We start from the raw sequence: 22,712 nt of genomic DNA on the forward strand, positions 1-22,712 counted from the left end.
TAGAAACCGGGTAAGCAATTATCCGGTTTTTTATTTAACAGTTGCGGAATAAATTATTTTGTACATTGGCAAACTGTTTAATCGAATTATTACTTGTTATGAAAAAAATATTTTTGTTTTTATGTGTTGGCTTGTTGACTGTTAATGGTTTTGGCCAAAAAAAGAAAGCTGGTGCAAAAAAAACGGCTACAACTGTAGCGGCATTACCTAAACTTGACAACTTACAGGTTGAGGTAAAAAACGGTAAGTTTCAGATTATTGTTAGCGAAAAAGGGAAAACCAATGATATGCTTGTGGTTAAGGATGTTGATGCCGGGTTCGCTCCGAAAGACTGCAAACTAAGTTCGTTTATCGCAAGTGGCGTTAAATTGTATTTGCTTACATGGACAGAATTAAGCGTGACTAAATCAACAAATAAAACAGAAGAGAAAACCACTATCTATTCGGTGATTTATGAATTGACGTCTAAAAAACAAGTGTATTCCAATTACCAGTTGACAAATCACATTACCGAAGTAGTATCTTTGGGTGGTACAGCTGCAACAGAAACCCAGGAAAAGATGAGGCGTGAAGGATTTGAGTTTATACTAAATCCCGACGGTTCTGTAACCCAGAAAGGAAAGAACCAGCAAATGACATTTGTATACGATAAGGACAAAATGGAGTTTAAGAAGAAATAAAAAAATCCTCTCAGCAATGAGAGGATTTTTTTTATGATAATTAGTTTTTCTTTTTTTTCTTTGATGGAACGACATACCCCAGATAAATAAGTTCTTTATCCTTAGAAGTCGCTTCCTTTAAAACAATTTTCTTTTGTTTATTGGATTGACTGGCTTTGAATTCAAAATTATCGTAACCAACATATGTAACAACAATAACGTCGTCAATTTTGGCTTTAATTGTAAATACCCCATCAAAATCAGTTTGCACATGCACATCAGTACCTTTTACGGAAACAGTCGCGCCAGGAAGCTGTCCACTTTTATCTGAAACAATTCCGGAAACCTCAATTTCAGGATTAGTTGCAACTTCTCCTTGTTTGATAGGTGCAGCTGGTTTGCCAACAATCTTTCTGTCTGTTTGTTCCGTTTTTATAGGCTCTCCCTGAGCTGTGGCTTCATGAGTTCCCAATCCAAGAAAACTAATGATTGCTGAGGATGCTGCCATCCAAATGGAATTTTTCCTTTCGGGTTTTATTAAATCACGATTAAGCTGGGTTTCCATGAACCGACCGCAAAGATTTTCATTTTGCTGGAAGGCTGTTACAATTTCCCGGTCGGAAGATTTTGTAAAATCGAAAACTTTCTTTTGACAGGAATTGCAGAATCTACCTTTGTCTTCAGGTGTCATGCCTTCCCAGTTTTCATGGCAGGGCTTCGGTATGGAGATGTTGATTTTGGTCATGGTAATAGTCGTTTCTTGTAAAGAGGTTTATTTTGACCAAAAGGTTGGAAGCGAATGAAAAAATTATTCGCTTACTTTAATCTCAAACGTTTTATCCCAGTTTTTACCGGTCACAAAAATCGTGTTCGTTTTTTTGTTGTAAGCGATTCCGTTTAAGACATCTGCAGCTTTATTGGTTATTTTGGCTTTTAATGCAGTCAAATCCAATACACCTTCAACAGCTCCGGTTTGTGGGTTGATTATCGCAATGGCATCTTTCTGCCAAATGTTGCCATAGATTTTTCCGTTAATCCATTCGAGTTCATTAACGGCTTGTATCTTACTGTCGTTAGTGTAAACATTTACATAATCAACCAGTTTTTGTGTTTCGGGATCCATGGTCCAGATTTTCTCCGTTCCGTCGGATTGATAAATGTTTTTACCATCGTTTGTCATTCCCCAACCTTCAATTGGCTTGTCAAATTTAAAGTCCTTGATTTTCTTCAACGTATTGGCATCATAAACAAAACCGGTAGCACTTTGCCAGGTTAGCTGGTAGATTTTTCCATTAATAACTGTTATCCCTTCTCCAAAATACTGCTGGTCGATGTCCACTTTCTTGTAAGCCTTGCCGGTTTTATAATCGATTTTGGCAAAATAGGATTTCCCGTTCTGCCCGGTGCTTTCCATCAAAGTGTCACGGAAGAATTCAAAACCTTCCGTAAAGGCATTGATATCGTGGTCATACGTATTGACGATGGTATATTTGAATAATTTTGGTACAATCCCCGAAGCAACTTCAACCCTGGTTTTGGTAGAAACGGTATCGCCTTCAAAATAAACCAAAGCTTTTACATTTTGATACCCCAATTTTTTTCCAGATAAATCCAAAGTAAATTTGCCGTTACCCTTTACCGAAGAAATTCTCTTGTCATTTACAAAATAGGCAATGCTGTCGATTGTTTTGTTTTTATTGTTGACCAAAGTAAAATCTACCTTGTCGGTAGCCTGGTACATTGGTTTTAAATTGTTTTCATCAAAGCTGAAGTATTTTTCTCTTTCGCTTTGGCTGTCCTGGCAGCTCACAATAATTAGTGCTAATAAAATGGTAATTAATGGGTTACGAAGTTTCATTTTTTGTAATTAATTTTTCACTCACAAATATATTTATATTGCTCTTAAATTCTTGCAAAAAAATAAAAAGATTGTATCTTTGCACCGGCAAGTCCTACACGACCAGCTCCTACAAAATCCTCCAGGATGGGAACATAGCAAAGGTATGTGGTTGTAGCGGTGCGATGTAGGTCGCTTGCCATTTTTTCAAAAACACGTCCCGAAGTTCTCGGGATTTTTTATTTTTACAGCATATGGTTTTATCATGGCAAATAGTACGATTTCAACTCAAGGAAACCTTTGCCATTGCCTATGGAAATTACAACCATCGGGAAGCCTTGATCATTACCCTTGAAAAAAATGGTTTTAAAGGTTATGGCGAATGTACTTCAATTGATTACTACCACATCAGCCTTTCCGATTTTGAGCAGATTTTGACTAAGATTAAAACGAAGATTGAAAGTAAAAAAATACTTCATCCCGCTGATTTTTATGGTTTTCTTTTAGAATTGGATTTGCCAAGCTTCCTTCGTTCGGCTTTGGATTGCGCCTATTGGGATTTGTTTGGCAAACTGGAAAGGAAGAGTTTTTTAGAATTAAACAATATCAATTATAAAAGTCTTCCGGATTCCTCAATTACGATTAGCGTGGATACGGTTCAAAATCAAATCAGGAAAATCAATCAGTCTAAGTGGTCGAAATTCAAAGTCAAGTGCAACCATTTTGACAAAAATGACATTTCCACATTATTGGAATTGGATAAAAACCTGGCATTGGATTCCAATGGAAGTTTCACAAAGGAGAACTGCCTTTGGCTGCAGGAAAATGAATTGGTTTCAAAATTCGCCTATCTCGAACAGCCAATGAAACCCGGAGTTGATAATTATGAAATTTTAAATTCTGATCAATCTGCCAATTGGATGGCAGATGAGGATTGCCAGGATGTTTCTGTTTTAAAGGATTTGAATCAGCATTATAGGAGTGTTAACATTAAACTGGTCAAATGTGGTGGATTGACTCCGGCCATAGAAATGATTGTTGTTGCCAAAGAGCTGGGTTATAAAATTATGATTGGCTGCATGACTGAATCAACTATTGGGATTTCAGCCGGAGCTGTATTGGCGCCGTTTTGCAATTTTGCCGATTTGGATGGAGCCAATTTGATTGCGAATGACATTGCCAAAGGAAGCGAAATCGTCAATGGTAAAATCCATTTGAGTCAAAATCATGGTTTGGGCATCAAAATAAACTAATTACCTTTATCATTAAATATAAAAACATGAGCAAAGTAGTATTAATAACAGGCGGTTCTTCGGGTATTGGAAAAGCGATTGGAGAATATTTATTCCACAAAGGTTTTACCGTTTATGGAACCAGCCGAAACCCGGAGAAGGTTGCCAATTCGATATTCCCTTTAATCGCTTTGGATGTGCGAAGTGTTGAGAGCATTCAGCAAGCGGTTGAAAAAGTAATTTCGATTTCTAAGCGGATTGATGTTGTGATTAATAATGCCGGAGTTGGAATTACCGGACCAATTGAGGAAACCCCAACTGATGAGATGCGGAATAATTTTGAGACTAATTTTTTCGGTCCAATTGAAGTCATCAAGGCGGCTTTGCCACAAATGCGCGAACAAAAATCGGGTTTAATAATTAACATTACTTCGATAGCAGGGTATATGGGTCTGCCGTATCGTGGAATTTATTCGGCCTCAAAAGGCGCATTGGAATTGGTTACCGAAGCAATAAGCATTGAGGTAAAACCATTCGGAATCAACGTTGTCAATATCGCACCGGGAGAATTTGCCACTGAAATTGCTTCGCGTCGTTACCATGCGCCCATTAATGAAGACTCGGTTTATAAAACGGCTTATGAAAATACGTTGGGAATGATGAATTCGCACATGCATAGTGGCGACAATCCAGATGATTTGGCTGCAGTGGTTTTTCAGATCATTAATAACAAGAATCCAAAACTACATTATAAGGAAGGTGCATTCATGCAGAAATTCTCGATTGTTTTAAAACGGATTCTGCCCGACAGGATTTACGAAAGCATGCTGATGAATCATTATAAGCTCGAAAAGTAGCAAAGTTGCAGAGTCGCAAAGTAGCAAAGTAAAAAAACTCTGGAACTTTGCGACTTTGCCACTTTGAAACTTAAAAATATTGTACTTTTGCACCGAGTTTGCGTTAGGGATAGAGGCAGGCACCCTGTGCAGCCGAAAGCCCGACCCGTTTGAAGAACGGGGAACGCCCACATTTTGAACACAACTTTTTTAAAATAAATTTTATGAAATTTTTTATTGACACTGCCAATTTAAATGAAATTAAGGAAGCTCAGGACATGGGTGTTCTTGACGGAGTAACAACAAATCCTTCGTTGATGGCAAAAGAAGGAATCACTGGGAAAAACAACATTTTGAAACACTATGTTGACATTTGCAACATTGTAGATGGAGACGTAAGTGCCGAAGTTATTGCCATTGATTATGACGGAATGATTAAGGAAGGTGAGGAGTTGGCCGATTTGCATCCGCAGATTGTGGTAAAGCTGCCAATGACCAAAGAGGGTGTAAAAGCCTGTAAATATTTCTCTGATAAAGGAGTGAAAACGAATGTGACTTTGGTATTCTCTGCAGGCCAGGCCATTTTGGCTGCAAAAGCGGGCGCAACTTATGTTTCGCCGTTCTTAGGAAGGCTGGATGATATTTCAACTGATGGTTTGGCCTTGATTCAGGAGATCCGTGAAATTTATGATAATTATGCCTTTGAAACAGAAATCCTTGCGGCTTCAATCCGTCACACGATGCACGTTGTAAATTGCGCCAAAATTGGAGCTGATGTAATGACCGGACCATTATCCTCTATCACAGGATTGTTGAAACACCCTTTAACAGACCTTGGTTTGGCTCAGTTCTTAGCAGATTATGCTAAAGGAAACAAATAATAGATTTAATCTAAAATGAAAAAGGCTTTCAATTTTGAAAGCCTTTTTTTATGTCCGTTACCTAAACTTATTTTAGGTTGTTTTCAAACTGTGAGTCAAAGATGTTGACGAAGGCATTTTTGATTAGGCCTTTATCGCCAAGGATAATCGTTCTATGGATTTTGTTGATTGCCCATTTGTTTTTGAGGTTTTCAAAATCGGAACAATGTAGTTCGGTAATGCCGTCAAATTTATATTTCTGGAGTGTTTTAATCCAATCTTCACCGCTGTCATTAATGTTTACGGCCACAAAATTGTATTGTGGGTATTTCGATTTTAATTCCATTACCTTTTTATGGACCGCTTCAAAATGGGATTTGGCATTTACCGTCCAGAAGAAAAATATGGTGTTTGGCTTGGTAACATTTGTTGAAGATACTGTAGTTCCTGTTGCATCAACCAAACTCACTTCAGGAAGTTCATAACCCACTTTCAGCATCTGTATGGCATTGCAGATGGTTGTAATCTCGTTCTTTTTACTCTTATCGGTTGAAAGCCTTTTATAGGTTTGTAAGAACTTATTGTTATTGGCCATATTTTGGTCTTCAAGCAAATAAGTGAAAGCAATGTTGTTGAGTATATTGTTCTTAACCGTTTTATCTTTAATCAAAGTATCGGCAATGGTCATTTTGTTGATGTTGGTCTTCAGTGCCAAATCGGTTTCAGAAAAATGGTTGTGGTAGTTGATGGTTCCCATATTGTTCAGCATGTGTGATAAATACATCACATACGGAGCATAACTGGAAAGTTCTACATTATTGAAATCAATCTTTTTGCGGTAGTCGTAATAATCGCCCGGAAGTTTTTCAATCATATCTTCACCGGTCCTTATTTTATGAACGAGTGGATACAATTCCTTTTTCGAATAATAGTTAAAATCCAAGGAAGCTTTTGCAAAAACATCAAAGTCTTCGCTCCATTTTATTTCTGCTTTTCTAGTATTATAAAAACGGGTTTCTTTGGCATAGGTTGAATCTATTTCCTTTGAAAAGTCTTCGAAATTGTCATCAAAAAATTCGAACATTTTGTATTTGTCCTTCTCATTTTTCAGAAACATTTCCATCAGGAAATTGTTCTTTTCTTCGCCACGCCCACAAAAAACAACAGATTCGTCAAAATCCTTGGAGTTCACACGCACCATAATACTGTCGTTTTTATCAAAGTAAACATATTGGTATTCTGGTTCGTGCTTAAAGCTGTAAAGTCCCGGTGCCAGCGAATCAAACTGAATGAAGAAACGGTTGTTTTTGTCCAGCTTGAGAGTGTCAATCACTTCATTATCCTTGCAGAAAAGTACGTAAGGATTGTTGGGATTAACAATTTCCCCTCCAAAATAAGCAACATACTCGCAGCCTTTGAATTCGTTTTTACACGAACTAAAAAGTACGATTATGGGAATAAGGAAACCTAAAACTTTTATATTGTGAATCTTGTGCATTAATTTGAGACTAGTAAACAAAATTAATCTGATACTTTTGATTTTACTGTTAATCTATAGTTAAAGTTAAACTGCGGTAAATATGCTGTTTTCTCATTAATTACACAACATTTTTTTAACTAAAATATGCTTTATTTTAACTACTTTTGCACCGAAATTTAATAAACACAATTCATGTTAACTGTAAATAATTTATCAGTCCAGTTTGGTAAAAGAATATTATTCGATGAAGTAAATACGACCTTTACACAAGGAAACTGCTATGGTGTGATTGGTGCTAATGGCGCAGGGAAATCAACTTTTTTGAAAATCCTGGCTGGCGATATTGATCCAACATCAGGAAGGGTTTTCCTGGAACCTGGAAAACGTATGTCGGTTTTAAATCAAAATCACAACATGTTTGATGAGCATACGGTTCTGGAAACAGTGATGATGGGTAATAAGGTTTTGTTTGCCGTAAAATCGGAAATGGATGCTTTGTATGCCGATTATGATGATGCCAATGCGGATAGGATAGGGGAATTGCAGGTGCAGTTTGAGGAAATGAATGGTTGGAATGCCGAATCCGATGCAGGTGCAATGTTATCAAACCTAGGAATTGGTTCCGATATGCATTATACCCTGATGGGAGAAATGGAAGGAAAGCTTAAGGTTCGTGTGCTTTTGGCGCAGGCGCTTTTTGGTAACCCTGATGTTTTGGTAATGGATGAGCCTACGAACGACCTGGATTTTGAAACGATTTCCTGGTTGGAGAATTTCCTGGCGAATTATGAAAATACCGTAATCGTAGTTTCGCACGACCGTCACTTTTTGGACGCAGTTTGTACGCATATTTCTGATATCGATTTTTCCAAAATCAATCATTACTCAGGAAACTACACATTTTGGTATGAATCAAGCCAATTAGCCGCAAGACAGAAAGCCCAGCAAAACAAAAAAGCTGAGGAAAAGAAAGCCGAACTTGAAGAATTCATCCGTCGTTTTAGTGCCAACGTTGCTAAATCGAAACAGGCTACTTCGCGTAAAAAAATGATTGACAAATTGAATTTAGAGGAAATCAAGCCTTCGAGCCGTAGATATCCTGCCATTATATTTGATGTTGAAAGGGAAGCAGGAGACCAAATCCTTCATGTGCAAAATTTGGCAGCCTCTGTTGATGGAGAAGTATTGTTCAAAAATGTCGATCTGAATATGGCGAAAGGCGATAAGGTTGTTGTCTTTTCTAAGGATTCGCGTGCTACGACAGCTTTCTACGAAATCCTTAACGGAAATCAAAAAGCGGATGCTGGAACCTTTGATTGGGGAATTACCACTACACAATCCTATTTGCCAAATGATAACAGTTCGTTTTTTACCGATGGCAACCTAAATCTTGTAGATTGGTTACGCCAGTTTGTAAAAACGGAAGAAGAGCGTGACGAAGTATATGTTCGTGGTTTCCTTGGGAAAATGATTTTCTCTGGTGAAGAAGCTTTGAAAAAGTGTACCGTTTTATCTGGAGGAGAAAAAGTGCGTTGCATGCTGTCGCGAATGATGATGATACGTGCCAATGTCTTAATGCTTGACGAACCAACAAACCACTTGGATTTGGAATCGATTACAGCGTTCAACAATTCATTAAAGAATTTTAAAGGTTCGGTATTGTTTACGACGCATGACCATGAGTTTGCGCAAACTGTTGCCAACAGGGTTCTGGAAATTACTCCAAATGGTGTGATTGACCGTTACATGACATTTGACGAATATCTTGAAGACGAAAAGGTCCAGGAATTGAGAAAGAAAATGTATAATTAACAAAAAAAAACTCCCGCTATTTGGCGGGAGTTTTTATTAAGGATTTATAAGTTCTACTTCGTATTTACCGGGTTTCAGGATTTCGAAGGTAAAGTAACATTGGACAATGTTTCCACTTTTGTTGACTGTAAAACTGACTTCACAATTAACCGGTAAGTTGTAATTGGTTATTGATAAACTTTTACCCTGAGGCATCATCTGTCCCGAAGTGGGAACGATCTTGAAACTGCTGGGAACGTATTTCATTCCTCCTTTTATTACCGAAAAAGTAATGCCTTCTGAATTATCGTCTACTTTTTTAATGGAATAACTTTCAATTCCGGATATGTTTGAAACAATATAAAGCTCTGCAGGGTCTGTGATGCCGACATAATCACCATTTACCCAATAGCCTTTTTGTGTCATTGCATTCCCGGCTAAAGAAAAATTAAAAACCCCCTTGCCATTTTTCAGTCCTTTGCTGAAATACCCCGAAAAAGTATTCCCGTTTTTATAGGTGTATTTTCCTTTGCCATCGGGTAAGCCATTTTTGAATTCACCGCTGTAAGTATCCTCACCCTTTGCGGTTCCCTTTCCATGGGCAAGGCCGTTTTTAATATCGCCTTTATAGCTTTTTGAAATTTCACTCATTAAAACACTTGTGGAATCTATTTGTTGAGCGAATAGTTGTGTTGTCGTAAGCAATACAATGCTCATTAACAACCAGTATTTTTTAGCCATTATTTTAATCCTTTTGAATTTGTTTCAAAAATAGCAAAATCCATGACTATATTCCTAAATATAAAAAAACTCCCAAGTGTAAGCTCGGGAGTCATGATTTTAAATAATTAGTTTTTGAGAAGTTTAATATTTTGTAATTTTTCGCCTGCAGTAATCTTTATCAGATAAGTTCCTTTAACCAATTGTGACACATTTAATTGATGTTGATTTGCTGGTGAAGTCAGTGTTTCCGAATTAATCAATCTTCCCTGTATATCGAACAATTCAATATTTTGAATTGGAGTTTGGTTTGTTTCTATGGTTACAAAATCATTTGCCGGATTTGGATAGAGTTTGGCTGAGTCGGCATTTAGGGTTATTTCCTCATTATCCAGCGTCCTGCAATTATTGACTGAGCTTGGAAAAAGCACATAATCAGCGGTGTTGCCAATTCCCAGAAGAAAACCAAAATTAAGTCCCCATGACCAATTAGCACCAGCAGTTGTCATGGCGAAAGTATTGTGTGAGCCCACGGCAACGCTCATCCAATTGGTACCCGAACCTACCTGGATTGGAGATAATACGCCAACAAAATTATCCCTAGTTCCATTCCCAATTTGCCCGGCATTGTTCAAACCCCATTCCCAAATGGTTCCATCAGACCTCAGGGCTACATTATGACCAACTCCTGTTGCAACTTTAGTAAAAGTACCCGCAATTGCAATTTGAGTCCATGTATTTTTATCTACTGTTGTACCGTCTCCCAATTGTCCAATTGTATTTACACCGGTTGACCATAAAGTGCCATCTGTTTTTACGGCAATGCTGTGGGCATTACCACCTGAAATTTGTGCCCAGTTGGTACCTGTTCCAATCTGTGTTGGGACAATTTTATCAACATTGGTACCATCTCCTAAACTTCCATAGGCATTAAATCCCCATCCCCATAAAGAGCCATTGGTTTTGATGCCAAAGGAATGATAATAGCCTTGGTAGATATTCTGCCAGTCGTTGGCAGTTCCAATCTGCGTAGGAACCAGTCGGTCGATTAAGGTTCCGTCACCGATATTCCCATCGGCATTTTGTCCCCATCCCCAAAGCGTTCCGTTTGTTTTTATAGCCATTGAATGAAATCTTCCTGTAGTAACCATTCTCCAATCGCTGTCTGTTCCTATCTGTGTTGGAACTGTAATCTCGTTTCGAGTGCCATTGCCTAAAAAACCAAGATGGTTTTCTCCCCAGGCCCATAATGTACCGTCACTTTTTATAGCTAATGTCCAATAATCGCCCACGGCTACCTGTGCCCAGTCTGAATCGGTTCCAACCTGTATCGGATTAGTACTCGCTGTTGTTGTTCCGTTTCCTAGCTGATGGTTGGAGTTTCCTCCCCATATCCATAAGGTATGGTCAGCCCGTAATGCAACGCTATGAATCCTGCCGCCTTTCATTTCCATCCAGCAAGGTTGTGCAATGCCGAATTGGGTTAAAAAAAGAAAGGCAAATGTTAAGTAGGTGAAGTTTGTTTTCATGATGTTTTTTGTTTATAACTACTAGTAACAAAAACTTAAAAAGGTTGCTCTGACTATGACAAAAAAAAACTCCCAAGTGTGAAACTTGGGAGTTTTAAAGGAATTGTTTATGTATTATTCTTTGATGACCTTGGCATACATCACTTCATTTCCGGTGAATATTTTCACGATGTAATTTCCGGTTTTCAAAGCGCTTAGGTTTATTGTATTATTGGATACGCCACTTGTAATAATAACTCTTCCACTTACATCATAGATTTCCGCTTTTGTAATTTCAATTGTAGTTTCAAAATGCAGATTGTCCTTTACAGGGTTTGGGTAGGCAACCAGTTTAGGATGTATAGCTGAGTCATCCATTCCTAAATTCTGTATGGTCGTTACGAATGTATTGGTAACGACGGGAGCATTATAATCAAAGTAAATATTGGCTGAGTTGCTAAAGGTAGTTCCGTTTGTTAAAGTTGATTTCAGCTTTATTTTGAAAACAATATACCCATACCTCAATTCGCTTGGCGTGCCCGGAAGCATAATGTTTTCAAAGAAGAATTCCACTTTATTGTTCTCGGTAACGGTCATTCTAAAAGGATGGCTTGCATCAATTGCCTGAATGCTGTTAACGTCAAACTTGGCCGTATTGATAACATCCTTAACAACTACATTGATGGCTTCTGCGCTTCCGGTATTTTCAAAGCGTATCATATAGTTTACATAATCCCCAATTTTAATAGTGCCAACCGAACTTCCTTCCAAGCAGGTTTTATCATTTGGATCATGTGAATTCCGAACTACCTGATTTAGGTTAAAAACATTATCGTTTGGAGTTTCATCGGCTAAGACAGGATTAATCGTAGCTGCGTAATGAAGCGGGCTTCCATCGTCTAATGGAGGAGTTTCCGTTGGAGTATTCAGGTTCATTTCTACAACTATCTGTTTTGTTTCAAATCGGTTTAAATTGAAATCCCAATTCAGCATTCCCGTTGACTGGCTTGTTGGAGCTACAGATGAGGCAACCAAATCCATCACAGCATCATCGTATTGGAAGGCAAGATTGCCAGACAGCACTGTGGTACCTTTGTTTTTGTAGATGATTTTATATTTGGCATTGAGTCCGGGACGCGCAACATTGATTGGAATAATTGTCACATCCAAATCGTTGTGGGTTCCATTTGGCACAATGCAGATATCCTGGGTTTGAATATTGTCGTAAGTTGTAAAGCTGGAAGCGAAAGGTGTTGGAACAACAAAATATCCCGGATTTTCAAAAACAGGAACCGAGGTGTAATTTCCAAGCCCTAAATATTGTAAATAATCACCGGTAGCGTTAGAGGCAGTGTAACTGTTTACTAGCCCGGCCGTAGATTTTATGTTCATATTTGGGACAATAACATCGTTGTTATCGCAACCATTTGCATCACCGTCAAACCGTACTTTTCCAATAAGGCTGTTGAAACTTCCTTCTGGTGCCAACGTCTCGCAATAATTTGTCACAACAGTATTGGCAGGAAGATCCCAATTAGACATTCCGTTAGGGAAAATCGCATTGTCATAATCAGTATTGTCAATGCAGAGCGTTAAGCCGTTGCCATCATTGTAAATGTCGCCATCATTGTCTTCGACACCATTTTTAATGGATAAATATCTTAGTTTCGGATAGGTGATGTCAATCTGAGGTAAAGCAGTACAACCGCTTAAGTCAATTGACAAATCATTGACAGGAAATGTCGGTTGGGTTATAGTAGTAAAATTGGTGAGTTCAAAGTGATTAAAATTTGGCAGATGACCAAAATCCAAAGTATTAAAAAAGCTGTCGTAAGCTATGAAATTAGTAAAAAACTGACTCGTTATTGGAAAAGGATTTACGATTCTACAGTATTGTAATTTTACTTTTTTCAGTTTGCTGCTTTGGTCGATGTTATTTAACGTAATGCCTTGATTTGACCATTCAGAGTCTGAAGAATTAAATATATAACCATTAAAGTCAATCTCTTCCAAATTATTTGCAGGCGCAAGATTAATATTGATATTCAAAAAATTAATGAATTGAGGAAGCTGGCTAAGGATACCTATTTTTTTTAGGTTTACGTTTTGTGAAAAATCCAAATTACCCGTTGGTAGTTCCTGAAAGCTCACTTCTGATAAATTGGGATTATTACCAAAATTTATTGTGAACTGCATTCCGGGATTATCATCTCCATCAAATGAAATGTCGTGGGTTGTAAATTTCTCCAAATGGGTTAGGGGCGAAAGGTCTAAATTTAGTATCGGATTATAATTCCTTAAAAAATTCAGTTCCTTCAGGTTAGGGAAATCTGTTGGATTGAATATCTGGCAGGTAGGACAACCCGTAGACGGATTTGCAGGATCGGTAGAAGCAAAAGTCAGCGATTCTAAATTGTGGAAATTCCCTATAGGCAAACCACCGAAAAATTGACCGATTACCAATGTTTTTATGTTTTGCGGATAAACAGGAGCATCCAACGGATTGTAATCGGTGAATGTCATTACGGCTGCATCTCCATTTGAAGTAAAATTGGTGCCTAGATATAGACGGTTTACCTGCATGTGGTATTTAAGGGCGGAATAAGGAAAGTTAATCCCAAATTTATTTATGGTTATATCCTGAAGCGCAAGTCTTTTTAAATAATTGATACTTAGGAAAACAGGAGTCATTCCCCTAAAAGTTTTTAATGTTGCCGTAGGCGAATCATAAGTAAGTGTTGAAGTCCCGGTACTTAATAATAGGGTTTCCAAATTTGCCTTTGTTCCAAGATTAAGGCTTCCTATAGCTATATCTATATAATTAATAAGATTCAATCCGGTTAAATCTGCTACTCCCGATAAAGGATTACCGGTGCAGACCAGTTTTGTCAGATTTGTAAAGCTATTAATTCCAACCAGGCTGGCAATGCCTGAGGATGAAATATTAAGTTCACTTACCTGCTGCGCTTCGGTTTCCTGTATTTCACCATCGGCATTGGCATCGACTGCAAAATAACTTCCGCCCAGGTTTTTTGCGGTAGTATTGCTCGCGGAAGAGTTTACAATTTTGGTTTTAAAATTGGCGTTTCCGAAAGTTACATTCTGTGCAGATAAAATGTTGCCTGCAATAACAGAAAGAAAGAGTATTTTTAATTTCATAAATACTATGTTTTGATGTTTTGACAGTTGTATACCAATAAGATATAGGTGATAAATGTAATAAAAATTTTATTCAGAAACATTTTACTTTTGAACATAATTTTTAGCATCAGTTGACACACTCAATAAAAAATACTACTTTTACAACCCAAACAACACTATCATGAGTCAAAAAGTATTGCTCACTTCAAAAGAAGTCAATATCATACTCCATCGTTTGGCTTGTCAGTTAATCGAAAACCACCTCGATTTTTCCAATTCAGTACTTATCGGAATCCAGCCAAGAGGTGTTTCACTCGCACAACGATTGAAGACTATTTTAGAAACCGATTACAAGATCAAGAACATACCACTCGGATTTTTGGATATCACATTTTTCCGTGATGATTTCCGTCGTGGCGAAAAGCAACTGGAAGCCAATAAAACGCAAATCGATTTTTTGGTAGAAGATAAAAAAGTCGTCTTTATTGATGACGTACTTTTTACAGGAAGAAGCATTCGTGCAGCATTAACCGCAATACAGTCTTTCGGAAGGCCTTCAGAAATAGAATTGTTGGTACTCATAGACAGGAGATTCAGCCGTCATCTGCCAATCCAGCCCGATTACAGAGGCCGTCAGGTAGACGTGATAAATGATGAAAATGTAAAAGTCTGCTGGAAGGAAAAAGACGGAGAAGATGCAGTATACCTGATGTAATATAATAATTTAGATTGAACAGACACACAACAATAACAACACAACAACAATGTCCGAACTATCAGTCAACCATTTATTAGGCATAAAATATCTGAACAAAAAAGATATTGATTTGATTTTTGAAACGGCAGACCATTTCAAGGAAGTGATCAATCGTCCCATCAAAAAAGTGCCTTCGCTGCGCGACATTACCATTGCCAATATTTTTTTTGAAAACAGTACACGAACCAAACTCTCATTCGAACTGGCACAAAAAAGGCTTTCCGCTGATGTAATTAGTTTTTCAACGGCGCAGTCTTCGGTAAAAAAAGGGGAAACGCTGATTGATACTGTAAACAATATCCTTTCGATGAAAGTGGATATGGTTGTGATGCGCCATGCCAATCCCGGAGCGGCTTATTTTCTGTCACAAAATGTAAAGGCAAGCATCATTAACGCTGGCGACGGGGCACACGAACACCCAACGCAGGCACTTTTGGACAGTTATTCCATAAGGGAAAGACTGGGCAAAGTAGGAGGAAAGAAGGTGGTAATTGTAGGTGATATTTTGCACTCGAGAGTGGCTTTGTCCAACATTTATGCACTACAGATGCAGGGCGCAGAAGTAAAAGTCTGCGGGCCAAAAACACTAATCCCGAAATACATTGAAAGCCTTGGTGTAACGGTTGAACCCAATTTGAGAAAAGCCCTGGAATGGTGCGATGTAGCGAATATGTTACGTGTTCAGAACGAGCGGATGGATGTGAATTATTTCCCTTCCACACGAGAATATGCCCAACAATATGGTGTAGACAAGCAACTTTTGGATTCCTTGGGCAAGGAAATTGTCATCATGCATCCCGGACCAATAAACAGAGGTGTAGAAATCACTTCAGATGTAGCTGATTCTAAACAATCGGTCATCTTAGACCAGGTTGAAAACGGCGTAGCCATAAGAATGGCGGTCATTTATCTTTTGGCTTCTAAAATACAGTAATAAAAAAGTCCCGAATTATTCGGGACTTTTCTTTTATTCAGTTTTGATACTTCTAAGTTGTTTTAGCTTTTCTTTCCAGGTAGCCAATTCTTCTTTTTGTTTCTCAATGTTTTTCATTACTTCCTTTACCATTGGATTATCTGATTTTGCATTGGCAAAAAATTGAATGTTGTTCTCCAACTGGAAAAGATTTCCTTGTACTTCATCAATCTTACGCATGATGAATACTTTTTCGTTGTCTAATTTTCGGGTGTTATCAGCGCCAGAAAGGTTATCAATTCTGTTGGCATAACGCGCCATTTCATTATCCTTCTTGCTTGAGCTCAGTTTTTCGAACAGGAAATCAAGGATTTTATTGAATTTGCCTTCAATATGTCGGCGTGCGAATGGCACTTTTCCAAAGCCTTTCCAGGTTTCGATGTGGGCTTTTATCGCATCCAAATCGGTTTTATGATCGCCAACCAATTCGAAACCTTTGATGGTTTCAAGATATGCTTTCTTGCTTTCAAAAGCCTGTAATTCTTCTTCGTTAACTTCAGATTTCTGCTCTTTCAGCTTTTCAAAATATTCGTTGCAGGCAGCCCTGAATTCCGCCCAAAGTTTGTCTGAAAACTTTCTTGGAACATGTCCAATGGTTTTCCACTCTTCCTGGATTTGCTTGAATATTGGAGTAGTTGCTGCATAATCGGTACTTTCCTTTAGTTCATTTGCTTTGGCAACCAAAGCCTGTTTTTTGGAAAGGTTATCGTTCTGGTCTTTTTTGATGTCTTTATAGAAAGAGTTTTTCAATACATTGAAACTTCTCACTGCATTTTTGAAGTCGTTCCAGGTTTGGTCTGTAACTTCAGCCGGAACTTTCCCTGCGCTGAAGAACTGATTGCGCAAAGCCTCCACTTTTTCAATCTGGCCTAACCAGGCTGCATGGGAGTTTACTTTTTCCTGAGCCAAAACCTCGATTTGGGCAATGATTTCTTTTTTCTTGTCTAAATTTCCTTTTTCAACTTCGCGAAGCTGTTCAAACAAACCTTCGCGTTTGTCGTGCATCTGCTTGGTCAGTTCACTGAATTTGTTCCAAATTTCCTCACGGTTTTCTCTCGAAACCGGACCGATATCCTCTTTCCAGATGCGGTGTAAATCCTGTAATTCACGGAATGCTTTGTTAACGTCTTCCTCTTTTACCAATTCTTCAACGCGCTCAATGATCTTAAGCTTCTGAACCAAATTGTGTTTGAAATCCAAATCACGGATTTCACGGTCCAAATGCAATACATCATAGAAATTCTCTAAATGGAAATGGTAGTTATTCCAAACGTGGTTGTATTTGTCTTTTGGAATTGGTCCAGCCACTTTCCAACGGTCACGGATATCATTGAATTTCTTCAAAGTAACCGGAATGCTGTCTTGGCTGTGTATTAGGTTTTTCAATTCCTCTACAATTGCCAACCTGTTTTCTAAGTTAGATTTAAGGCTGTTTTGTAGGCTTTGGAAATGATTATTTTTCTTGTCTCTGTATTGAGAGTATAATTGGTCAAATTTTGCTTTTAAAGGGAAATGATAATGAAAATCCTCGGTAGTTTCCGGATTTTCAGCATGGAATTCCTCTTTCTTTTCATCAATGAAATGATGGTATTTTGATAAGAATGATTTTTTTAATTCTTCAACGTGGTCCTTAACTGACATCATTTTTTCGACAGCAACCAATACGGCTAATTCGTCAACCAATTGCTCCATTGACAAGGTATCGTAATCCAGCATAGGAATGTCGTGACGCTCTTTTAAAGTTTCGTCTTCGCTTTCCTCAGCGTTTACCTCTTCAATGGCACTGATCACCGATTGGCTGTCAGATTCAATCATTGGAGAATCATCTTCCGCCTGTTCGTCAGTTAATTCAATAACTTCTTCTTCAGCTTCAGGTTCAGCTACAACAGCTTCGACAGTTTCTTCAACAAGCGCTTCTTTTTCGGCAGCAACTTCAAGTTCGTCTTCTGTAAGTGACTCAGTTAAAACAGCTACTTTCTCTTCAGTAGCTTCTTCAACCGGAGCTTCAGCTTCAATTTCCGTCGCAGTTTCCTCCACAGTTTCTTCTGCAACTTCCTCAACAGGAACTTCTACTTCTGCAGTTGCTTCTTCGGCTTCTACTACAGCTTCGTTTTCCTCCTGGACTTCAACAGGAATTTCTTGATTTTCAGCCGTTGTCACTTCTTGTGATTCATTAGCCACGTTTCCATCTGCATCTTGCAGGTTATCATTCTTTTCTTCTAACATTTTGTAAAATGTTTTAAGGGTTACACAATATGAGGGCGAAAGATAAGAAACACGCTCTAAAATTCAAAGTAAAACAACGCTTTATGTACTATATTTGGGGTATTTCGGCTACTTTTTCGATTAAAAACAAAAAAACGCTGTTGAATTTCAACAGCGTTTAGGGTATAATTGGAATTATTAAATCTAGTTTATCAATACTTTTTTGGTAACTGAATTAGTAGCAGAGGATAATTTTACAAAATAAAATCCTTTTGGCAGGTTACTAATTGTGTAGTTGTTATTTTCAAAAGTTGGGTTTTTTATTTGTTGTAAAACCTGGCCGTTGATGGTAATGATATCAATTTGATCAAGCGCGATGCCTGTAGAAATATTTACCACATCTCTGGATGGATTTGGGTAAATTGAAACCGTTGCCAAAGAATCAAAATCTGAAACTGCTAAAGGCAATCCCCAAATGGTAGTTGCCCATTCCGGATGGTCAATGAATGGATTCCTGTTGCCCTGACGTGCATAGATTGCGTCATTTCGTTCAATTTCCCTAGCACTAACAGGGTCTTGAGTGTTCCATGTCAGTAGGATATTTAAAAATGTTTGCGAAAAGGTATGGCCACTTGTACCATCAAAAATAACTTTTGCTTCAGAAGAAGTCGTAGTGAAGAATCCCACTAACTGGTCTTCATATCTTGTTGCAAAATAAAATATAACTCGTGCAATGTCACCTTTAAATGCATCCAAAGGTTCAAAAACCTTTGATGAATAACCGGCAGAATATCCAGAGTTGACGTTGTTGCCTAATTTGGAACCATTTTGTGTGGCACATGGCGTGTTTGTTGCGCCAGCATTACATGGATTTGTAGTTGCCGCTACCACGCCGTAAGGATGGTCATCTCTCCAACCGTTAACTTTTCCATCAGTAGGAAGTACCGAGTGCGCATCTGAATACATAGGCTGAACACCATTTCCAAAATAACTTTGAGGTATTACATGCTCACGGTTGTAGCAACCGCCTTCAGCGCTGTAAGAACCACATTGATTGGTATTGATAACAAAATTATAAGGATCTGCACCTGTTGGATTTTCAGAATAAAGATCTATAAGCGTATCATCATTTTCATACTGATGATCCCTGTCTGAAGTTTCATAAGTAGTCCACAAACCGGCATATCCTCTGTCGTTATGATCTTTAATGATATTGAATAATTGGGTTTTTAAGGTGTAACCAGTTCCTGTAGCTGTGTTGTAATATCCCGGCGGAATTGAATTGGTTGACAACGTTACCGCTGATTTGTCCTGGGCAATTCCAATAACGGTAAAACTTAAAAATAATAAGGTTAAGATTTTTTTCATTTGTGTTTTTATATTTCTTTTTTTCTTTCTAACAGCGCCATATAAAACCCGTCGAAACCAGTTTCCTGGGCCAGGATTTTGGTTTCCTTAACAAAGGTAAAGCTTTTTCCAGCTTCAGTTGTTAAAAAACGCTTAATTTGTTCCTGATTTTCAGACGGTAAGACCGAACAGGTTGCATAAACCAATTTTCCTCCGGGCTTTACTATTTTGGAATAATTTTCCAAAACTTCTGCCTGTACCTTTTTGATATTATCTATAAATTCAGGCTGTAATTTCCATTTGGCGTCCGGATTTCTTTTTAATACACCCAAACCGCTGCATGGTGCGTCAATTAAAACCCTATCGGCTTTTTCGTGGAGTTTTTTGATGACTTTGGTTGTATCGATTATTCGGTATTCTATATTGAAAGCGCCGTTTCTTTTAGCCCTTAATTTCAATTGTTTCAATTTGCTTTCGTACAAATCCATTGCTATCAATTGCCCTTTGTTCTGCATTAGTGATGCCATGTGCAATGTTTTGCCACCAGCACCAGCGCAGGTATCTACAACCCTCATTCCGGGTTGAACATCAAGGAAAGCTGCAACCAATTGAGAGGAAGCGTCCTGAACTTCGAACAATCCTTCCTTGAAGGCATCAGTTAAAAATACATTGGCTCTTTCTTTTAACACCAAAGCATCTGGCTGGTCTGCCAAAAATTCGGTTTCAATATTTAAATCCATCAAAATAGCGCGAAGCACTTCTTTTGTGGTTTTTAAGGTGTTTACACGAAGGATCACTTTCGCAGGTTGGTTTTGAGCCGCAATCTCTTTGGTCCAAACCTCTTCACCTAATTCCTTAGCGCCTAATTCATCCATCCAATCCGGAATAGACTCACGCATTTTCCTAATTTTGGAAAGTTCGTCAAATCTTCCTTTGATTTTTCGTGCCGGTGTTCCTTCCAATTGTCTCCAATCGGGAATCGGATAACCCCGCAATACTGCCCAAACTGCAAACATGCGCCACAAATCATCTCTATTGAAAGGTTCTTTTACTTCGGCGATTTCGGCATATAATCTTTTCCAACGAACAATTTCGTAGATAGTTTCGGCAACGAATTTTCGGTCGGAACTTCCCCAACGTTTGTCTTTTTTCAAGGCACGGGCAACTACTTTATCGGCATATTCCCCTTCATTGAAGATTGCATTTAAAGAGTCGATTGTTGTATAAACTAGATTTCGGTGTAATCGCATGTTGTAAAAAAATGAGCGCGCAAAGATATTGCTTTTTTATTGGCTATTTGTTAATTTTTAAAGTTTTAAAAATCAAATAATCTGATATTCAAATCCATTAACGAATGCGACACATTTCAAATTTCTCAGGAGCGTGGAGTACCATTGGGAATTGCTCTACTTTTACAGAGCTGCTATCCAATCCAAATCCTTTCTCTTCAGACAAACTCATTTTTTTGAGTAAGAAATAACTGTTCATTACAATTTTCTCAAAGAAAGTTAAATCGCTGTCATTAGAAAGGAATTTCTCCGAAAGGACAAATTTAAAGTCACCAATAATGTTGTTTTTGTTCAGCGATTCATAACGGCTGGTAACGTCAACTTCACCATTCTGAACCATATCGCGGATTACTTCCTTGAACATCAGGTTGATTTTTGTAGGTTCCCTAAAGCCTAAATTGAAGTCAACGCGGTATAAATCGTCCCTTACAATTTCGGTAACACGATATTCCCTTTTATAAGGTTCGCTAAGGATATTTACATGGACAAACCAATACATATCGGCACGCTTTGGTCTTTTCTGAAGAATGGAATACATTACTTTTTCTTCGATTTCATCCGTACGTGTCGAGTTGGTCATATAAATCAAATGTGTAGCATATTTCGGAATAGACAAATCCACGCTTAACTCAGCCAGTACTTTTTTGTAGCTTTCAATTTTAACAATTTTGGTGTAGGCCTTGCTGATTTTCTTAGCCAGGAACCAAACCGTCATGATACCAATCAATACACATGCTATCATTAATGTTACATAACCTCCATGCGGGAATTTATCAAGATTAGCTATAAGGAAACTTATTTCAATACACAGATAAAGCGCAATAACAGGAACAATAATGAACATGGAAACTCTTTTCATTATCAGATAATAATTCAAAAGAATAGTAGTCATAATCATGCATAAAACGATTGCCAAGCCGTAAGCAGCCTCCATATTTCCTGATTCTTCAAAGTGAAGCACAATTCCAACACATCCAATGAACAGTAGCCAGTTTATTGATGGAATGTATAATTGTCCTTTTAAGTCGGTTGGGTATTTGATTTTAACCTTTGGCCAGAAGTTTAGCCTCATCGCTTCATTGATAAGGGTAAAAGAACCGCTGATCAATGCCTGCGAAGCAATTACTGCAGCCATGGTTGCAATGATGATTCCGATAGGTTGGAACCAACTTTCCATTATTAAATAAAAAGGGTTGGCGTTGGAATTATTTCCACTTAAATGGTATAAAGTATCGCCTTTATGTTTTATCAGATAAGCTCCTTGACCAAAGTAGTTCAATACCAATGTTGCTTTTACAAAAATCCAGCTGATACGGATGTTTTTCCTTCCACAGTGCCCCATATCTGAATACAAGGCTTCAGCTCCGGTTGTACATAAAAATACGAAACCTAAAACATAAAACCCGTCAGGGTGGATTTTTAATAAATGATAGGCATAGTAAGGATTCAATGCATGGAATACTTCAAGATTGGAACCGATTTGGATGATACCCAGAATACCAAGCATGCTAAACCAGATAAGCATCATAGGGGCAAAAAACTTGCCCACCAACTTAGTTCCAAATTGTTGGATGGTAAATAATATGAAAAGGATTCCAATAACGATTGGGACAGTATTGATACTTGGATAAAACGTCCGGATTCCTTCTACAGCGGAAGATACAGAAATAGGAGGAGTGATGATTCCGTCTGCTAAAAGTGCACTACCGCCAATAATTGCAGGAACGATCAGCCATTGGATTTTGGTTCGTTTGACTAAAGCATACAAGGCAAAAATTCCACCTTCACCATGATTGTCAGCACTCAGTGTAATGATTACATATTTCAAAGTCGTTTGAAGCGTCAGTGTCCAAAAAATACAGGATAGTCCTCCCAGGATTATATCTTCGTCAATAACATGCTTTAATCCGATTATGGCTTTCATTACATATAACGGAGAAGTTCCGATATCGCCATAAATAATTCCTAACGTAATAAGTAAACCTGCAACACTAAGATTGCTATGGAGTTTTTGATTATGGGCACCCATTGTAAGTTGTTAAAAAAACGGATACAAATGTACTACATTTTTAAATTA

The 22,712-nt window shown here is 38.0% G+C and carries 17 protein-coding genes and 1 other RNA gene; 8 read left to right on the top strand and 10 right to left on the bottom strand.

Going from position 1 to position 22,712, the window contains the following annotated elements; genetic code table 11:
* Nucleotides 1-98 precede the first annotated feature (98 nt).
* Entirely contained in the window at nucleotides 99-680 is a 582-nt protein-coding gene (locus tag L1S31_RS06080) for a hypothetical protein (RefSeq protein WP_236463575.1), read from the top strand.
* Nucleotides 681-720: 40 nt separating this feature from the next.
* Here the strand turns inward: L1S31_RS06080 and L1S31_RS06085 are convergent, their stop codons facing one another.
* Together L1S31_RS06085 and L1S31_RS06090 are read right to left on the bottom strand one after the other, a co-directional pair.
* Nucleotides 721-1,404, bottom strand: a complete 684-nt coding sequence (locus L1S31_RS06085) for a carboxypeptidase-like regulatory domain-containing protein (RefSeq protein ID WP_236463577.1) — start codon at nucleotides 1,402-1,404, stop codon at nucleotides 721-723.
* Nucleotides 1,405-1,467: 63 nt separating this feature from the next.
* Nucleotides 1,468-2,517: a glutaminyl-peptide cyclotransferase gene (locus L1S31_RS06090; RefSeq protein WP_236463579.1), complete on the bottom strand. Its 1,050-nt coding sequence runs from the start codon at nucleotides 2,515-2,517 to the stop codon at nucleotides 1,468-1,470.
* A gap of 85 nt (nucleotides 2,518-2,602) precedes the next feature.
* Between L1S31_RS06090 and ffs the strand changes: the two genes are divergently transcribed.
* The 4 genes from ffs to fsa all read left to right on the top strand — a co-directional run bounded on the left by ffs (nucleotide 2,603) and on the right by fsa (nucleotide 5,445).
* An RNA gene (gene ffs, locus L1S31_RS06095) (signal recognition particle sRNA small type) lies at nucleotides 2,603-2,700 on the top strand.
* A 50-nt stretch (nucleotides 2,701-2,750) separates the two neighbouring features.
* Nucleotides 2,751-3,749, top strand: a complete 999-nt coding sequence (locus L1S31_RS06100; protein ID WP_236463581.1) for an enolase C-terminal domain-like protein — start codon at nucleotides 2,751-2,753, stop codon at nucleotides 3,747-3,749.
* A gap of 26 nt (nucleotides 3,750-3,775) precedes the next feature.
* Nucleotides 3,776-4,585 (top strand): SDR family oxidoreductase, encoded by an 810-nt coding sequence (locus L1S31_RS06105; RefSeq protein ID WP_236463583.1) that lies wholly within the window; start codon nucleotides 3,776-3,778, stop codon nucleotides 4,583-4,585.
* Between the two features lie 203 nt (nucleotides 4,586-4,788).
* On the top strand, nucleotides 4,789-5,445 hold the full coding sequence (gene fsa / locus L1S31_RS06110; protein ID WP_236463585.1) for a fructose-6-phosphate aldolase: 657 nt from the start codon (nucleotides 4,789-4,791) through the stop codon (nucleotides 5,443-5,445).
* Nucleotides 5,446-5,512: 67 nt separating this feature from the next.
* Here fsa and L1S31_RS06115 read toward each other — a convergent pair whose 3' ends face one another.
* A complete protein-coding gene (locus L1S31_RS06115; protein ID WP_236463587.1) occupies nucleotides 5,513-6,922 on the bottom strand; it encodes a TlpA family protein disulfide reductase in 1,410 nt (469 codons plus the stop codon).
* 174 nt (nucleotides 6,923-7,096) lie between these two features.
* On the opposite strand from L1S31_RS06115, the gene L1S31_RS06120 reads away from it, so the two are divergent.
* On the top strand, nucleotides 7,097-8,716 hold the full coding sequence (locus L1S31_RS06120) for an ABC-F family ATP-binding cassette domain-containing protein (RefSeq protein ID WP_236463588.1): 1,620 nt from the start codon (nucleotides 7,097-7,099) through the stop codon (nucleotides 8,714-8,716).
* A 36-nt stretch (nucleotides 8,717-8,752) separates the two neighbouring features.
* On the opposite strand, the gene L1S31_RS06125 is transcribed toward L1S31_RS06120, so the two are convergent.
* The 3 genes from L1S31_RS06125 to L1S31_RS06135 form a co-directional block, all read right to left on the bottom strand.
* On the bottom strand, nucleotides 8,753-9,346 hold the full coding sequence (locus L1S31_RS06125; RefSeq protein WP_236463591.1) for an MORN repeat-containing protein: 594 nt from the start codon (nucleotides 9,344-9,346) through the stop codon (nucleotides 8,753-8,755).
* A gap of 197 nt (nucleotides 9,347-9,543) precedes the next feature.
* Complete coding sequence (locus L1S31_RS06130) at nucleotides 9,544-10,944, bottom strand: T9SS type A sorting domain-containing protein (RefSeq protein WP_236463593.1); 1,401 nt, start codon at nucleotides 10,942-10,944, stop codon at nucleotides 9,544-9,546.
* 114 nt (nucleotides 10,945-11,058) lie between these two features.
* The gene (locus L1S31_RS06135) at nucleotides 11,059-14,082 is read right to left on the bottom strand and encodes a T9SS type A sorting domain-containing protein (RefSeq protein WP_236463595.1); all 3,024 of its coding nucleotides are present in this window, start codon (nucleotides 14,080-14,082) and stop codon (nucleotides 11,059-11,061) included.
* Between the two features lie 163 nt (nucleotides 14,083-14,245).
* On the opposite strand from L1S31_RS06135, the gene pyrR reads away from it, so the two are divergent.
* Together pyrR and L1S31_RS06145 are read left to right on the top strand one after the other, a co-directional pair.
* Nucleotides 14,246-14,779, top strand: a complete 534-nt coding sequence (pyrR, locus tag L1S31_RS06140) for a bifunctional pyr operon transcriptional regulator/uracil phosphoribosyltransferase PyrR (RefSeq protein WP_236463597.1) — start codon at nucleotides 14,246-14,248, stop codon at nucleotides 14,777-14,779.
* A gap of 49 nt (nucleotides 14,780-14,828) precedes the next feature.
* On the top strand, nucleotides 14,829-15,755 hold the full coding sequence (locus L1S31_RS06145; protein WP_236463599.1) for an aspartate carbamoyltransferase catalytic subunit: 927 nt from the start codon (nucleotides 14,829-14,831) through the stop codon (nucleotides 15,753-15,755).
* Nucleotides 15,756-15,788: 33 nt separating this feature from the next.
* Here L1S31_RS06145 and L1S31_RS06150 read toward each other — a convergent pair whose 3' ends face one another.
* The 4 genes from L1S31_RS06150 to L1S31_RS06165 all read right to left on the bottom strand — a co-directional run bounded on the left by L1S31_RS06150 (nucleotide 15,789) and on the right by L1S31_RS06165 (nucleotide 22,664).
* A complete protein-coding gene (locus tag L1S31_RS06150) occupies nucleotides 15,789-18,020 on the bottom strand; it encodes a DUF349 domain-containing protein (protein ID WP_370637869.1) in 2,232 nt (743 codons plus the stop codon).
* 183 nt (nucleotides 18,021-18,203) lie between these two features.
* A complete protein-coding gene (locus L1S31_RS06155; RefSeq protein WP_236463601.1) occupies nucleotides 18,204-19,367 on the bottom strand; it encodes an endonuclease in 1,164 nt (387 codons plus the stop codon).
* An 8-nt stretch (nucleotides 19,368-19,375) separates the two neighbouring features.
* A complete protein-coding gene (locus tag L1S31_RS06160) occupies nucleotides 19,376-20,596 on the bottom strand; it encodes an RsmB/NOP family class I SAM-dependent RNA methyltransferase (protein ID WP_236463603.1) in 1,221 nt (406 codons plus the stop codon).
* 97 nt (nucleotides 20,597-20,693) lie between these two features.
* Complete coding sequence (locus L1S31_RS06165; RefSeq protein ID WP_236463606.1) at nucleotides 20,694-22,664, bottom strand: KUP/HAK/KT family potassium transporter; 1,971 nt, start codon at nucleotides 22,662-22,664, stop codon at nucleotides 20,694-20,696.
* Nucleotides 22,665-22,712 lie beyond the last annotated feature (48 nt).

The organism is Flavobacterium wongokense (assembly GCF_021608265.1).
Taxonomy (GTDB): Bacteria; Bacteroidota; Bacteroidia; order Flavobacteriales; family Flavobacteriaceae; genus Flavobacterium; species Flavobacterium wongokense.